Here is a 14908-nt window from a genome sequence, read left to right as displayed (position 1 = left end):
CTTAGAGTTATAAATGATTGGTTATTAAACTGATGATCCGCTTTTTTAAATACTTTCAATCCGTTTGATACCGTTTTTATACATTTCTTCAATTAATTTTATATCTGTTTGATCATCAGTAATTAACAAATCAATTTTATTAATTGGAAGGAATGTATATAAGGCGCGTCGTCCGATTTTGGTATGATCGGTGACAACGATTTTTTTTGCTGCTGCGGCAATCATATTTCGTTTAGTTGTAATCAAAAGCTCGTTGAAATGGGTTAGTCCTTTTTCTATATTAAGTGCCGGCGTTGCAATGAAAGCTTTATCTACACTAAATTGTTGTAAAGACTCATTGGCGATTTGACCATTTAACATATAACTGTCATGAAAAAGAGTCCCACCAGTTACTATCGTAGTAATTGTTCGGTTGGAGCGCAAAACGGAAGCAATATTCACATCATTTGTGATAATTGTAACGTCTTGTAAATGAGACATTTCATTTAAGGTTTTAGCAATCTGTAAAGTTGTTGTACCCGAATCTAAAATAACGGCTTCCCCACTATTAATGAATTTTGCAGCGTACTTTCCGATCCGAATTTTTTCAGTGATTTTTTCAGTGGCTCGATCTTCGAATACTGGTTCATCTTGTTTAATGCTTGCCGGGACTACGCCACCATGAATTCTAACAACTAGCCCTTGTGACTCCAATTCGTCAAGGTCTCGTCGAATAGTCGTTTCATGAACTTTAAAAATCTCAGAAAGCTGAGATACAGAGATAAACTGTTTATTTTCAATAGTTTCTAATAGTTTAATTCGCCGCTCGCCAGTCAACACTTGTTTCGCCTCGCAATCCTGTAAATAATAATCTTGAAAAGTATTATTAATTGCTATTTTAAGAGAGATAGCTCGAATTGTCAATCTAATTAATTCTAAATAACTTATAAACGAGTGAAAACGAGTGGTAAAAAATTTTAAACAGTCTGAATGACAATTGTTTTTAGTATTCAGATTATTTTTTTGATCCGTTTTTACTTTCCTAAAAGCATGTAACACCGTCTTTTTATGATGACAAATAGTTATTTAAAAGAAATATCCAATTAAAGCGTTTACAAAAAGGTTAAGCAGTGCTATACTCGTTATCGAGCAACAAAGAGTTTAAATGAGCTTTCGAATGAGGAGGAAGATTTTGATGGATAAAACGGTTGAATCAAGAGTTTTTAGTCTTGTGGAACCTGGTGTCATTAAAGAGGAAAAAAAGACGAGAACAATTCCTACTGGTTGGGTGGCGGTAGAACCGACCTATGCGAGTATTTGTCATGCGGATTTGAGGTATTTTGCAGGATTACGTCGACCAGAAGCTTTAGCAAAAAAATTACCAATGGCATTATTGCATGAAGGTATTGGTTTAGTAAAAGAAACAAATTCGGATAAATTTGCAGTGGGGGATCGAGTAGTAGTAGTTCCTAACATTCCAGGGCAAATTTTGCATCCAGAAATTGAACAAAAACCTGACGTTCCAGTCAATTATTCTAAAGGAAATGCCTTTTTAGGAAGTGGTTACGATGGACTGGCTCAAAGTCGTTTAGTTCATCCAGAAGAATGTTTGGTTAAAATTTCGGATGAAATTCCTAACGAGATTGCTGTATTATCAGAGTTATCATCCGTTTCACATCATGCGATTAGTCATGTAGAAGATAAGTTGAAAAAAGCTGATACGTGTGTTGCTCTTTTTGGTGATGGGCCGGTTGGTTACTTTACAGCTGTTATGCTAAAGTATCTATACGGAGTAGATGCAGAGCGTTTTATAGTTTTTGGTGCTGCAGATGACAAATTGGCACACTTTGATTTTGCTCGTACTGAAAACGTTTTAACCTATGATTTTAAAAATTCTAAGGAAAAATTTGATGTTCTAATTGAATGTACAGGTGGCAAATTCAGTGAAAGCGCTTTGAATCAAGCGATTGAAATTGCCGATTCCTTAGCGGACATTATTTTTATGGGTGTGACTGAGGAGTTAGTTCCCATTGATACACGTGATATTTTGGAAAAAGGAATCACCGCACATGGCAGTAGCCGTTCATCAACAGTTGATTTCGAGGCAGTGATTGAGGGGATGAAAAAGGCTGATTATCGCAAAGCATTAAGTAAAATTTTACCTGAAGAACTTTCAGAGATTGCATCAAGTGCAGACTTTACAAAAGTGATGGAAAAATTTGTTGAAAATCCTGGTTGGAATAAGACAGTTATGCATTTTACTTGGTAATCTGTAAAGAAAATTAAAAATGAATGGAGTGAGAAATGTGACAGGAATTTTAGTCGTGACTCATGGGGAAATGGCAACAGGCTTAATGGACAGTTTAAGTCTTATTATGGGAGAACAAGAAGATTATCAAACACTTGGATTAAAACATGGGGACGATATTGTTGAATTTAGTGAAAAAATTCAGGCAGGAATTTGTGAATTGGATTCAGGTGAGGGGGTTCTAGTTTTAGTCGATCTATTTTCCGCAAGCCCCTATAATCAAGCCGCATTATCTTTTAACAAATTGAAAGATCATAATTATCGGCTGATTTCAGGAGTAAATCTTCCGATGTTGATTGAAGCGTTTAATCAACGAATGATTGGAGCAGATTTGGAGACAATGTATCAAGCAGCCATGAATGCAGGAAAAGATGGGATCAAAGAATTTTTAGAAGAAATGGCTAAGTTAAATTCATAAAAGGAGGATTTTTAAGATGGGAGAAATCGTTTTAGCAAGAATTGATGATCGTTTAATACACGGGCAGGTAATGACTGCTTGGGTCCAATTTACTAGCGGAAATCATATTGTGATCGTGGATGATGCAACTGCAGGAGATGAGTTTACTAAATCCATTATGTCAATGGCAGTACCGAATGGAATCAAGCTGTCTATTTTGGGCGTTGATGATGGAGCGGAATTACTAGCAAATGTTCCAGATGGTCATAAAATTATTGTTTTGGCAAAAGAGCCTCAAACGTATTTGAGTCTAATTGAAAAAGGCGTAAAATTTAACGAAATTATTATTGGCGGGATGGGTGCACGAAAAGATCGTAAAACATTCCACAAAAATATTTCAGCATCAGAAGAAGAAAAAGAAACATTTAGAAAAATTGTTGGCAATGATGTAAAAATGAAAATTCATGTTATTCCAGATCAAGGTTCACAAGCGATTGAAGGGTTGCTTTAAAAACAATAATATTTGATAAGGAAGTGTAGAAATGAAGATAAGCCTCATCCAAGCAATTTTAATTGGTATTGTTTATTATCTTGGGATCAACGGAACACCTTGGCTTTCATTAGTAGGGACTCATGGCTGGATGCGCCCGTTGGTTAATGGGACGGTTGTCGGACTGATCCTAGGTGATCCAGTACAAGGTTGTATTATTGGTGCCGCAATCAACTTACCCTATTTAGCATTTATTTCAGCTGGTGGGACAGTTGCAATGGATCCAGCGCTTGCCGGAACTCTTGGAACCGCTTTAGCAATGGCAGCGAATGTTGAACCTTCAGTGGCAGTTACTTTGGCCGTACCGATCGGTTTGTTAGGTACTTTGGTTTGGGTAGCTCACATGACGGTAGATATTACTTTTGTCCATATGGCTGATAAGGCAGCAGAAGAAGGAAATATTGATCGAATTAATTGGCTGCATATCGTACCACCACAATTATTTTTACTGTTGATTACGGTTGTGCCGGTTGCGCTAGCCGCTTATCTTGGAGCAGATGCAGTGGAAGGGATTATTGACGCATTGAGTGGTCGGCCGTTAGATGTTCTTTCTGCTATTGGTGGAATTTTACCGGCGTTAGGGATTGCCATGAACTTACGGGCAATGAATGGTAAAGGTACATTATTATTCTTTACCTTTGGTTTTATGTTAGCGGTTTATTCGGGTCTGCCATCAGTACCAGTAGCTATTTTTGCGGCGATCGTTGCGTATGTCTTCACTGAACTATATTTGAAAGATAAGAACGGAGGTTTAGCTTAATGGACCAAACGGTAGAACCAAAACAAGAAAAGTTATTGACTAAAAAAGATGTTGTTAAAGCATTTTGGCGTTGGACATTCTTTTCTCATGCGAATTACAATTATGAACGACTGCAAGCTACTGGGGTAGTTCATGCGTTCAGTCCCATTTTGAAAAAGCTTTATGGCAAAGACGAAGATGAAATGAAAGCTGCTTTAGAACGGCATATGCAATTTTTTAATACTGAACCCTCAATTGGTGGTCCTGTTCTGTCTATGACGATTGCGATGGAAGAAGAACGGGCGATGGGGGCAGATATCAATGACCAAACTATCAATGGCTTAAAAACAGGGTTGATGGGTCCTTTGGCTGGGATTGGCGATACCTTATGGCAAGGAACATTGATTCCAATCTTACTTTCATTTACGTTACCTTTCGGTGCTGAGGGGAACATTTTTATGGGGCCAGTGTTATTCTTCGCCCTTCATTGGATCATCATGACGGTATTGGCGTATGTCTTGTGGATCAAGGGATACGAACAAGGTAAAGAAGGTATTCAGAAAATGATGGCCGGCGGACAACTGTCCTATATTATGACTTTTTCTCAAACGCTAGGGGCGGTTGTAATTGGCTCATTAGCAGCGAATTTCGTAAAAATTGCAACGCCATTGAGTGTCCATTTGAGTGGAAAAGAGAGCTTGTCAATTCAAACCGATGTATTGGATAGTCTCGTAAAAGGGATTCTTCCTTTAGGTGTCACATTGATTACTTACTATTTATTGAAACATAAAAAATATACACCTACTAAAGTATTGGCTATTCAAATCGTTGGGGGCGCAATTTTAGCGGCATTAGGATTGATTGTTAACTCACTATAATTTAGAAAGCGACGTTAAAAAGAAGAGTTTTTCTTCTGACGTCGTTTTTTCTACTTGTCTAGCTCTTTAGGAAATCGATAAATTAATAAGAATAAGGAGTAAATAATTTGAAAACAGCTGTGTTTTATGACATTAAAAATTTAGTAGTTGAGGATGTACCAGTACCCGAAGTACCAGATGGGAAAATTTTGATGAAAATTGATACTTGTGCCATTTGTACGTGGGAGCAACGGGTATATACGGGTGTCAAAAAAGTTGAGTATCCCTTTATCGGCGGTCATGAAATCGCTGGCGAAATCGTTCAAATTGGTGAGCGTGTTGCTGGTGACTGGAAAATAGGTGACAAAATTGTTTTTGGAACAAATTTAGCATGTGGTCATTGCTATTATTGTCGAATTGGTGAAGAACAGAACTGTCTAAAATTTGATCATAGCAAGCAACAGCCGGGCTTGCCCCACAAAGGAATGGGCGGGTTGTCGGAATATTTGATTGTTGATCCAGAAAATATTTTTAGTTATCAAAATGTTGCACCTGAAGAAGCATCATTGACTGAACCGCTGTCTTGTGTTCTTCACAGTGTCGAGACTGCTGAAGTCAATTTTGGCGATTATGTTTTAGTGATAGGTGCAGGAATTATGGGAATGTTACATTTAAAATTGGCTCAAAAAAGAGGGGCGATTGTGCTCATTTCCGACCCAAATGAAGAACGCTTGAAATTGGCTAAAGAGTTGGGAGCGGCTCATATTATTAATCCGATAAAAGAAAATTTGACTGAAAAAGTGTTAGCTTATACAGAAATGCTTGGTGCACAAGTCATTTTTAATACGACTCCTAATTCAAATTTGATTCCTGATTTACTGGAAAGCTTATCTAATACGGGAACAATGATCTTATATTCTTCTTATTACCCCGATGAACCAGTAGGTATCAAATTTGATCATATTCATAAGACGGGCCAAAAGATTATGGGAACGGCTAATTCGAATAAACGAGATTTTATTCGGGCTTCTCGCTTGATTAGTCAAGGTGTTGTCGATGTGAAACCATTTATTACAAAGATTTATCCACTAAGCCAAGTTGAAGCAGCTTTTGAAGAAGCGGTGAATACGGAAGCTTTTCGAATTATAGTTGATTTTGAAACAGAAAGAAGGGCAGAGTCATGTTAGTAACAGTAAAAGAATTATTAGTTGAAGCGGAAAAGAAACAACAGGCGGTGGGAGCCTTTAATGTCCCCAATCTAGAATCGTTGCGTGGGGTTATTCAGGCTGCAGAAGAACTGGGGGTTCCCGTGATTATTCAACACGCAGAAGTGCATGAAAATCTTATTTCAATAGAAGAAATTGGTCCAGTAATGGTTGAGTTTGCTAAAAGAGCTAATATTCCCGTTGCCGTCCATTTAGATCATGGAGCGACCTTAGAAGAATGTGTGAAGGCGGTTCGTTTAGGTTTTACCTCAATCATGTATGATGCTTCATTGAAATCGTATGAAACGAATGTTAAGGAAACGACTGAACTGGTTAAGATTGCCCATAGTGTCGGGGTTTCTGTGGAAGCAGAACTAGGTGAGATGACGAATTCTACGGTCGGTGGTGGAGAAGGCCGAGCATCTGACGCAAGTGATTTTGGCAATGTTGATCTGTTTACGAATCCACAACAAGCTAATGAGTTTATTCAAAATACCGGAGTGGATAGCTTAGCCATTTCTTTTGGAACAGTTCATGGAAAATATTTAGCAGAACCCAATTTAGACTTTGAACGAATTGAATCTATTCGGAAAACAACCAGTAAAACGCCACTAGTGATGCATGGAGGATCAGGTGTTTCAGCAGCAGACTATCGAAAAGCTATTGCAGCGGGAATTCGGAAAATCAACTATTATACGTATATGAATCTTGCTGCTGGAGAATCAGCGAAAAAAGTATTAATTAATTCTCAGCAAGATGAACTTTTCTTTGATGAGTTATCACTAGACGTTACGTCAGCTATTAAAGAGAACGTTATTGAAGCTTTGAAAATTTTTAATGGCCTAAATTAGCCAATCTGACGTTTTTACAGCGATATAAAATATCTAAAAAAGTCTGACTCATTCAATTGAGTCAGACTTTTTTTACATAATTGCAAAGGGAAGCGGCGTGTTTCTCATTTAATACTGGGAATCAGCCAATAAGCAGAAATAGTAATTTAACATGATAAAAGTAGGTTAAACGGTTGGCTGAAGGACCAGTTTTTTTGTATGATGGGAACTAGGAGGCATGGTGAGAATGAGAAAATCACAATGGTACAGCGATCAGTGGGAGAAACCGACATACGATGATCAACTATTGTTTTTGCTATTGACCGTTGGGGTGTTTCAAGCCGGGTTAAGCTGGCAAGTGGTCGCTAGTAAACGAGCAGCTTTTGAAAGGAATTTTTGTGGGATGGATTTTCGGAAAGTGGCAGGCTTTTTTCCAGACGATATTGAGCGAATTGCAAAAGATCCCGAAATGATCCGTAATCCGCGAAAAATTAAGGCAGTAATCCAAAATGCTCGCGCCATCGTTACTCTATTAACCGATTATGATAGCTTTGCTGATTATTTATGGGATTTTGTCGGTGGGGTTCCGATCAGACATGAGTATGAAGGGATCGATGATGTACCTAATACTTTACCAGAAGCGACGGTGATTGCGAAAGATATGAAGAAACGCGGCTTTACTTTTGTTGGTCCGGTTGTCACTTGCATGTTCCTTAAAGCAGCAGGAATTATTCAAGATAATATAATAGAAGAATCATTCAAAAAATAGTAGGCTGAAAAATTTGGACGAACTGGGATCGTTTAAATATCTTTTATTGATGCTGGCAGTACTGAGAAGTGAAAGGGTCAGAAAATCAAATCTGATTATAAGTAGTGCTGGCTTAGTGATTGAGTTTTTTTAACGGGAATGAGTTATTAAGGAGACAAAAGTGATTACGAATATTGAAGAATTGTACGAAGCCTTTGATCAGGTTATGGAACATAAACGTTGGTGGGATACTGATAATAAGTGGGAAATTTTATTAGGGGCGGTGCTAGTCCAAAATACAAATTGGCGCAATGTTGATTACTCCTTAACCAATCTAGCTGAAGAAACACAGTTTTTACCGGAAAAGATTCTGGCATTAGAGCCTGAAAGACTGCAAAAAATCATTCGTCCAAGTGGGTTTTATAAAGGTAAATCCCGTACGATAGTGGCGTTAATGACCTGGTTGGAAGGCCATCAATTTGACTTGGCGCGCGTTGCCCAAAAGGATTTTGATATACTGCGAACAGAATTGTTGGCAATTAAAGGAATTGGTGAAGAAACTGCAGATGTATTATTGGTGTATGTGTTTGACCACTCCACCTTTATCGCGGATAAATATGCCCGACGATTATTTGAAAAATTTGCTTTTAAAGCAGCAAGTTATCGTCAATTAAAAAATAAGATTGTCTGGCCCGCATCGATAGGGACACGTCAAGCGCAGAATCTTCATGGTTGGATTATCGAATATGGTCAAACCTATTTGAAAAATGATCATGTTTGGCAGAGCGGGCCACTGAATAACTTTAAACTGAAGTTGGATTTTCAGGGGAACGCATCGATAAAAAAGTAACGGAACTTTCTTTAAAAAATGATTTGTGTTATAACTAGCGAAGAATCAATGAAGGAGTAACGACATGATCACGTTGAAATCAAACAGAGAAATCGAACAAATGAAGCAATCTGGTGAAATTTTAGCCAACATACATAAACAATTACGGGAAATCATCGTGCCAGGGATCACAACGAAAGAAATCAATCAATTTGTACAAGAAAAGATTGAAGCAGCTGGAGCTACGGCTGTTCAAATTGGTTTTGAGGGTTATGAATTTGCTACTTGTACAAGTGTGAATGATGAAATTTGTCATGGCTTTCCTTCGAATTATCGCTTAAAATCTGGAGATATTCTAAAGGTCGACTTTTGCGTCGATTATCAAGGAGCGATTTCAGATAGCTGTTGGACCTATGCGGTTGGAGAAATCACGGCTGAACATCAAGCTTTGATGGTTGTTACTAAAGAAGCCCTAATGAAAGGAATCGAACAGGCACAAGTCGGAAATCGGGTGGGTGATATCAGTCATGCGATCCAAACTTATGCAGAAGGTGAAGGTTATGGGGTAGTCCAAGATTTTCTAGCTCATGGTATCGGGCCAACGATTCATGAAGAACCTTTTTTTCCGCATTTTGGTGCGGCGGGAAAAGGAACGCGTTTAAGGGAAGGAATGACCATCACAGTTGAACCGATGATCACTACTGGAACGTGGGAAGCAGGGATCGATGGTAATGGTTGGACTGCTCGAACGTTGGACGGTAGTTTTTGTGCGCAATATGAGCATTCAATCGCTATTACAAAAGAGGGTCCCATCATCATGACCCAACAAAGCGAATAAAAAAAAGTCTGGACTCAACAATAGCGAGTCCAGACTTTTTTTATACAGATCAGCAAAATAGTCTAACTTTTTACTCAAGTGAAACCCTCTTCTTTTCAATAATTTTTCATTACTGGTATGCTGAAATTAGATTATTAGAGGAGGGAACAGCATGAGATATACGAATGGAAATTATGAAGCTTTTGCTAGACCGAGAAAACCAGCAGGTGTGGACGAGAAAAGTGCCTATATTGTGGGTGCCGGGTTAGCGGGATTAGCCGCAGCAGTCTTTCTGATTAGAGATGGTCAAATGAAAGGTGAACGAATCCATATTTTTGAAGAGCTTTCCTTGTCTGGCGGTTCTTTAGATGGGAAATTTATTCCTCACGATGGCTTTGTGACGCGAGGCGGACGTGAAATGGAAAACCATTTTGAATGCTTATGGGATTTATTCCGCTCGGTTCCATCGTTGGAGGTAGAAGATGCTTCAGTTTTAGACGAATTTTATTGGTTAGACCATGATGATCCAAACTCATCAAATTGTCGAATCATCCATAATCGTGGGGAACGCGCGGAAGATGATGGCGACTTTACGTTGTCGAAGAAAGCGCAAAAAGAATTGGTTGATTTATTTATGACATCAGAGGATCAATTGATTGGTAAAAGAATTGAGGATGTTTTTGGCGACGAGTTCTTTGAATCTAACTTTTGGTTATATTGGTGTTCGATGTTTGCCTTTGAAAAATGGCATTCAGCGATTGAAATGCGTCGCTATGTTATGCGTTTTATTCACCATATCAAAGGATTGCCAGATTTTACAGCGTTGAAATTTACCCGCTACAATCAATATGAATCATTGGTTAAACCGTTAATAGCTTTCTTGCATGATCAGGGGGTCGATTTCCAATATGAAACTAAAATCGACAATATTCAAGTCGATGCAACACCTGACCAAAAGATAGCGAAAAAGATTTCATTGACTCGCGCAGGCAAAGCTGAAGAAATCGGTTTGACAGCCAATGATCTAGTCTTTGTGACGAATGGCTCGATTACTGAGAGCTCGACCGAGGGCGATCACCACACACCAGCACCGATCACTCATGAATTAGGCGGTAGCTGGAATCTTTGGAAAAACTTAGCTAAACAGTCACCAGAATTTGGTCATCCCGAAGTCTTTTGCGATAACTTACCAGACAAAAGCTGGTTTGTTTCTGCAACAGTAACCTGGGAAAACTTTGATATTGAACCGTATATCTCACGTTTGACTCAGCGGAAATTACGGACTGGTAGAGTTGTGACGGGGGGAATCATTACCATTAAAGATTCAAATTGGTTAATGAGCTTTGCGACCCATCGCCAACCACATTTCAAAGAACAGAACGATCAACAAACGGTCACTTGGGTCTACGGATTGCTGTCAAATACGCCGGGAAATTACATTAAAAAGCCAATCGAACAATGTAGCGGACAAGAAATCGTGCAGGAATTGATGTATCACTTAGGTGTACCAGAGGAAGATATCAAAAAATTCTCCGAAGAATCTTGTACAGTGATTCCTGTCTACATGCCATTCATCACGTCATACTTTATGTTACGGGAGCCTGGCGATCGTCCGTTAGTTATTCCAAATGGGTCAGAAAATCTAGCCTTTATTGGAAATTTTGCTGAAACACAACGTGATACCGTCTTTACGACTGAATATTCTGTTCGAACAGCGATGGAAGCCGTCTACTCCTTCTTAGATATCGAACGAGGTGTACCAGAAGTCTTTGCGTCAGCTTATGATCTGCGGACACTTGCTAATTCTGTTTATTATTTGAGCGATCGTAAGAAACTTTCCGAAATGGATTTGCCTTTTGTTGAGAAAAAAGTACTGGAACACTTTGTTAAGAAAGTCGAGCATACCTATATTGGCGATGTGTTGAAAGACAACCATCTATTATAAGTTTAAGTGAGAGAATTTTTCTCTCACTTTTTTTGTGAGTAAAATGTTTCCTAGCCTATTTAGTTTATTTTGTCCGCTGGATAGGGGTGGCCAAAGTTAAAATGTGTTTTTTTTAATATTCGCTAAATTTTTATAGTATAATTTTAATAAAATAGGCTTAGGAGGAATTGTGGATGATCAAAATTGCAATTGTTGGATATGGAAATTTAGGACGTGGTGTTGAACGAGCATTGAAACAAAATCCGGATATGGAATTAGTTGGGGTTTATACGCGAAGAAAGCCGGAAACTGTTCAAACAGATGGTGCTACAGTTTTCGGACTAGATGATTTAGCAGAGCAAAAAGGAAAAATCGATGTCTGTATTTTATGCGGAGGATCAGCAACAGATCTGCCTGTTCAAACGCCGGCAATTACGAAACTGTTCAATACGATTGATAGCTTTGACACCCACGCAAAGATTCCTGAGCATTTCGCTACTGTCGATCAGGCGGCGAAAGAAAGTCAAACTGTTTCGATCATTTCAACTGGCTGGGACCCAGGTTTGTTCAGTTTGAACCGTCTTTACGCACAAAGTATTTTACCAGAAGGCGACACCTATACTTTTTGGGGCAAAGGCGTTAGCCAAGGGCACTCAGATGCCTTGCGAAGAATCGACGGGGTTGCCGCTGCGATTCAATATACAATTCCCAAAAATGAAGTGATCGAGAAACTAAAAGCCGGTAAAAAAATGAATTTAACGACGCGTGATAAACATTTACGAGAATGTTTTGTTGTTTTAGCTGAAGGCGCGGATGAGCAAGCGATCAAAGAAGAGATCGTGACAATGCCGAATTATTTTGCTGAATACGATACAATTGTTCATTTCATTTCAGCAGAAGAATTGGAACGTGATCATTCTGCGATGCCGCATGGCGGGACTGTTTTACGGACAGGAACAACTCATGAAAATACCAAGCAAGTAATTGAATACAAGTTAGAACTAGAAAGCAATCCAGAATTTACCGCTAGTGTGTTAGTGGCTTACGCTAGAGCCTGCGCACGCTTAGCAGACGAGAAACAATTTGGCGCGTTTACGGTATTAGATATTGCCCCGAAATATTTGTCACCCATTGCTGATGCAACACTGAGAAAAGAATTACTATAGCAGTAAGAATAATCATCCTGAGAAAAATCAGCAAAGATTGTCTCAGTATTCTTTCCTCATCCATAATTATTCGTAGTAATCCAGTTAGTCGCTTCTTCAAGCTAATTATGGTAAATTGCAGTTGAAATTCAATAGAAATGCTATTGAACAAGGGGATGAAGCATATGCAATTAACCCAAGAAGAAGTTTTAGGTCAGCTTTACAATTTGATCCTGAATCCCAGCACCCGCGAATGGGAACGCTATTTATTGACCGATGCCAAAAATAGTTTGGCCAATAATACCGGCTTTAATGGGCAATTAGCTAAACTAGAAGCCGATTTACGTCCGCTTGCGCTGCGGAATAACCTAACACCTGATGTAGCGGATTTTTATCAAAAAATTACGGGAAACGAACGTATTATCAATCAGATAGTAAAAGAAAAACAACTGATCAGTGAACCCCTTTATCAGGAGCGGGCCATTTTTGCTGGGGGCTGTTTCTGGTGTATGGTGGAACCCTTTGAAACGCATCCGGGGATTATTTCGGTCTTATCAGGTTACACGGGTGGAGAATTGAAAAATCCCAGCTATGATCAAATAAGTAGCGGAGGGACCGGACATGTAGAAGCAGTCGAAATTATTTTTGATACACGTATAGTGAGTTATCAGGAATTACTGACACTTTATTGGAGAATAACCGATCCAACCGATGCATTCGGCCAATTTCAAGATCGAGGATCACAATATCGTCCGATTATTCTTGTAACAACTGCGGAGCAAAAAATAATGGCTGAAAAAGCCAAGCAGGCAGTGATCGGTTCAGCTAGGTATAAGAAGCCGATCATTACGGAGATCAGGGAAGCTGATACTTTTTGGCCGGCTGAAAATTACCATCAATCATTTTATCAGAAACAACCGAAACGTTATAAAGCTATTAAGCGTGAACGGCAAATTTTTTTGGACTACCAGCATCTAAAGGGAAAAATACGTGTTCTTTTTAGAGAAACTAAAGAATAGCTAACCTGTTGATTTGATTATAGTTTTTCTTTGAATCGTTTTTAACCCAGATTAAACCGAATGACTGGTAAGATTGGTTTATTTGGTAATATAGAGATTCCTGTTTGGAAGCCTTTTATGATTATGCGGGATTTTTACTATTCACATTATTCCATTTTTGATTTGTAAGAGATAAAAGCAGTATCTAGCAAGTCAGTTCTATTTTTAGGTCTTTCTTTTAAGACTAACAGTAGGTATCGTGATTTCGTAGCTGGCCCAAAATAGCTGTTTCAGACAATTAGGTTTTTTGCAATGTTTTTTTCTTCAGTTATTCGCTGATTAGTATTTTTGCCAGCAGCTTATAAATACTTCGAGGAAACGCTTGAATTAAAGGTTTAAGACCGATATGCTGAAGTAAAGAAATAGCCTGAAGCTATTTTATTTGAGGGTGGAGGATATGAATGAAAAAAATTAGTGTAATTTTAGTTACGGTATTAGCATTAGTCCTTTTTGCTGGTTGCAAGAAACAATTACAGAAGGATTTTTCGGAAGAGCTAAGCAAACAAAGTGAGATGAATGCTGGGGACTATTCTTTAGTAGTGGATAAGCTGTCGCTTGAAACAGAAGAAAATGCAGCACCGACGCGCGCTTCGCTAGAAATGGCAGCTAAAATGATTACAGGAACAAAAGTTTCAGGTGATTATTTAAAGGATACTGAAAAAAACTTACTCAATATGACGCTGGCATTTGATCTTTTAGGACAAAAAATACCATTAGAATTTTTTGTGGATCAAAAGCAGCCGGCCTTTTATATGAGTACGGATTTTCTACCAGAAGTAATAGCTATCGCAAAAGAGTTTAATACAGAGCTTCCAATTGAAACAAAGGACTTTGAACAATTAACAGGAAAATATCTTCATATAACTGAGGAGGACTTGGAAAAGCAAGCCAACAATCAGAAAAAGGCGGTTTCTTTGAGTGGAATCAACGACTCAAAACTTTTCCGAGAGTATCTTGAGACTTTAGAACCGGATTTTTTTGAGGAAAAGGGAGATATAATCAAAGGAACATTTACTAAAAAAGATCTCCAAGCTTTTATTAAATACGCCGAAGAAAAGGGCGATAAGGATGAAAAACAAGCGGCTAAAGAACTAGCCGGCAATCTCAAGCAGTTGACAAAGTATGAACAGACAACGACTGTGAATATGAAAAAACATTCTCAAAAAACAAAAGTGAAGCTCACTGCAAAAAGTGAGGGGATTGCTGTAGCACTGAATTTGACGATAAACAATCAGGCCAAAGAAACTAAGCAAAAAGTAAAATTGCCTAAAACAGCCGAGACGGTGTCAATGGAACAATTAGAAGAAATATTTGCTTCAGTTGAAGAAAAAAATTCATTAATTTCAGAGGCAGATTTTAATGATTTACTTGCGACGATTCAAAGTGAACGGGCACACTTGACCCAAACACAAATTGAGGAAATCAAGCAAACGTATCAGCCGTATCTGACTGATGAACAGTATAAGCAGTTGGAAGAAGTGCTGAGCCAAACCAATGAATTAGCCGCATAATAAAAAAGGCT

15 protein-coding genes are annotated in these 14908 nt (G+C 38.5%); 14 read left to right on the top strand and 1 reads right to left on the bottom strand.

Annotation, left to right across the window (positions count from 1 at the left end):
* Positions 1–45: 45 nt before the first annotated feature.
* The gene (locus EP1_RS07815) at positions 46–903 is read right to left on the bottom strand and encodes a DeoR/GlpR family DNA-binding transcription regulator (protein WP_245630595.1); all 858 of its coding nucleotides are present in this window, start codon (positions 901–903) and stop codon (positions 46–48) included.
* A 271-nt stretch (positions 904–1174) separates the two neighbouring features.
* Here EP1_RS07815 and EP1_RS07810 point away from each other — a divergent pair, with 271 nt between their 5' ends.
* The 14 genes from EP1_RS07810 (at position 1175) to EP1_RS07745 (ending at position 14897) form a co-directional block, all read left to right on the top strand.
* On the top strand, positions 1175–2248 hold the full coding sequence (locus tag EP1_RS07810) for an alcohol dehydrogenase catalytic domain-containing protein (RefSeq protein ID WP_067626114.1): 1074 nt from the start codon (positions 1175–1177) through the stop codon (positions 2246–2248).
* Positions 2249–2285: 37 nt separating this feature from the next.
* The gene (locus tag EP1_RS07805; RefSeq protein ID WP_067626112.1) at positions 2286–2705 is read left to right on the top strand and encodes a PTS sugar transporter subunit IIA; all 420 of its coding nucleotides are present in this window, start codon (positions 2286–2288) and stop codon (positions 2703–2705) included.
* Positions 2706–2721: 16 nt separating this feature from the next.
* The gene (locus EP1_RS07800) at positions 2722–3195 is read left to right on the top strand and encodes a PTS sugar transporter subunit IIB (protein ID WP_067626110.1); all 474 of its coding nucleotides are present in this window, start codon (positions 2722–2724) and stop codon (positions 3193–3195) included.
* 31 nt (positions 3196–3226) lie between these two features.
* The gene (locus tag EP1_RS07795) at positions 3227–3994 is read left to right on the top strand and encodes a PTS mannose/fructose/sorbose/N-acetylgalactosamine transporter subunit IIC (protein WP_067626108.1); all 768 of its coding nucleotides are present in this window, start codon (positions 3227–3229) and stop codon (positions 3992–3994) included.
* Positions 3994–4851 carry a PTS system mannose/fructose/sorbose family transporter subunit IID gene (locus EP1_RS07790; protein WP_067626105.1) on the top strand — a complete coding sequence of 286 codons (858 nt, stop codon included), beginning with the start codon at positions 3994–3996 and terminating at the stop codon, positions 4849–4851. Before EP1_RS07795 ends, EP1_RS07790 begins: the two co-directional genes overlap by 1 nt.
* 107 nt (positions 4852–4958) lie before the next feature.
* A complete protein-coding gene (locus EP1_RS07785) occupies positions 4959–6017 on the top strand; it encodes a zinc-dependent alcohol dehydrogenase (RefSeq protein WP_067626103.1) in 1059 nt (352 codons plus the stop codon).
* Positions 6011–6886 (top strand): class II fructose-bisphosphate aldolase, encoded by an 876-nt coding sequence (locus EP1_RS07780; protein ID WP_067626100.1) that lies wholly within the window; start codon positions 6011–6013, stop codon positions 6884–6886. Before EP1_RS07785 ends, EP1_RS07780 begins: the two co-directional genes overlap by 7 nt.
* 226 nt (positions 6887–7112) lie before the next feature.
* Positions 7113–7634 carry a DNA-3-methyladenine glycosylase I gene (locus EP1_RS07775; RefSeq protein WP_067626097.1) on the top strand — a complete coding sequence of 174 codons (522 nt, stop codon included), beginning with the start codon at positions 7113–7115 and terminating at the stop codon, positions 7632–7634.
* A 160-nt stretch (positions 7635–7794) separates the two neighbouring features.
* Complete coding sequence (locus tag EP1_RS07770; protein WP_067626094.1) at positions 7795–8463, top strand: endonuclease III domain-containing protein; 669 nt, start codon at positions 7795–7797, stop codon at positions 8461–8463.
* Positions 8464–8527: 64 nt separating this feature from the next.
* Positions 8528–9280, top strand: coding sequence for a type I methionyl aminopeptidase (map, locus tag EP1_RS07765; protein ID WP_067626092.1), 753 nt, complete (start codon positions 8528–8530; stop codon positions 9278–9280).
* A 151-nt stretch (positions 9281–9431) separates the two neighbouring features.
* Positions 9432–11204 (top strand): oleate hydratase, encoded by a 1773-nt coding sequence (locus EP1_RS07760; RefSeq protein ID WP_067626090.1) that lies wholly within the window; start codon positions 9432–9434, stop codon positions 11202–11204.
* A gap of 173 nt (positions 11205–11377) precedes the next feature.
* Entirely contained in the window at positions 11378–12349 is a 972-nt protein-coding gene (locus EP1_RS07755; protein ID WP_067626088.1) for a diaminopimelate dehydrogenase, read from the top strand.
* 164 nt (positions 12350–12513) lie between these two features.
* A complete protein-coding gene (gene msrA, locus EP1_RS07750) occupies positions 12514–13347 on the top strand; it encodes a peptide-methionine (S)-S-oxide reductase MsrA (protein WP_067626086.1) in 834 nt (277 codons plus the stop codon).
* A 440-nt stretch (positions 13348–13787) separates the two neighbouring features.
* On the top strand, positions 13788–14897 hold the full coding sequence (locus EP1_RS07745) for a hypothetical protein (protein ID WP_067626083.1): 1110 nt from the start codon (positions 13788–13790) through the stop codon (positions 14895–14897).
* The last annotated feature ends 11 nt before the right edge of the window (positions 14898–14908 follow it).

This window comes from Enterococcus pseudoavium NBRC 100491 (assembly GCF_001544295.1).
In the GTDB taxonomy this organism is placed as follows: Bacteria; Bacillota; Bacilli; order Lactobacillales; family Enterococcaceae; genus Enterococcus_A; species Enterococcus_A pseudoavium.
This window is presented reverse-complemented; position numbering and strand designations above follow the sequence as displayed.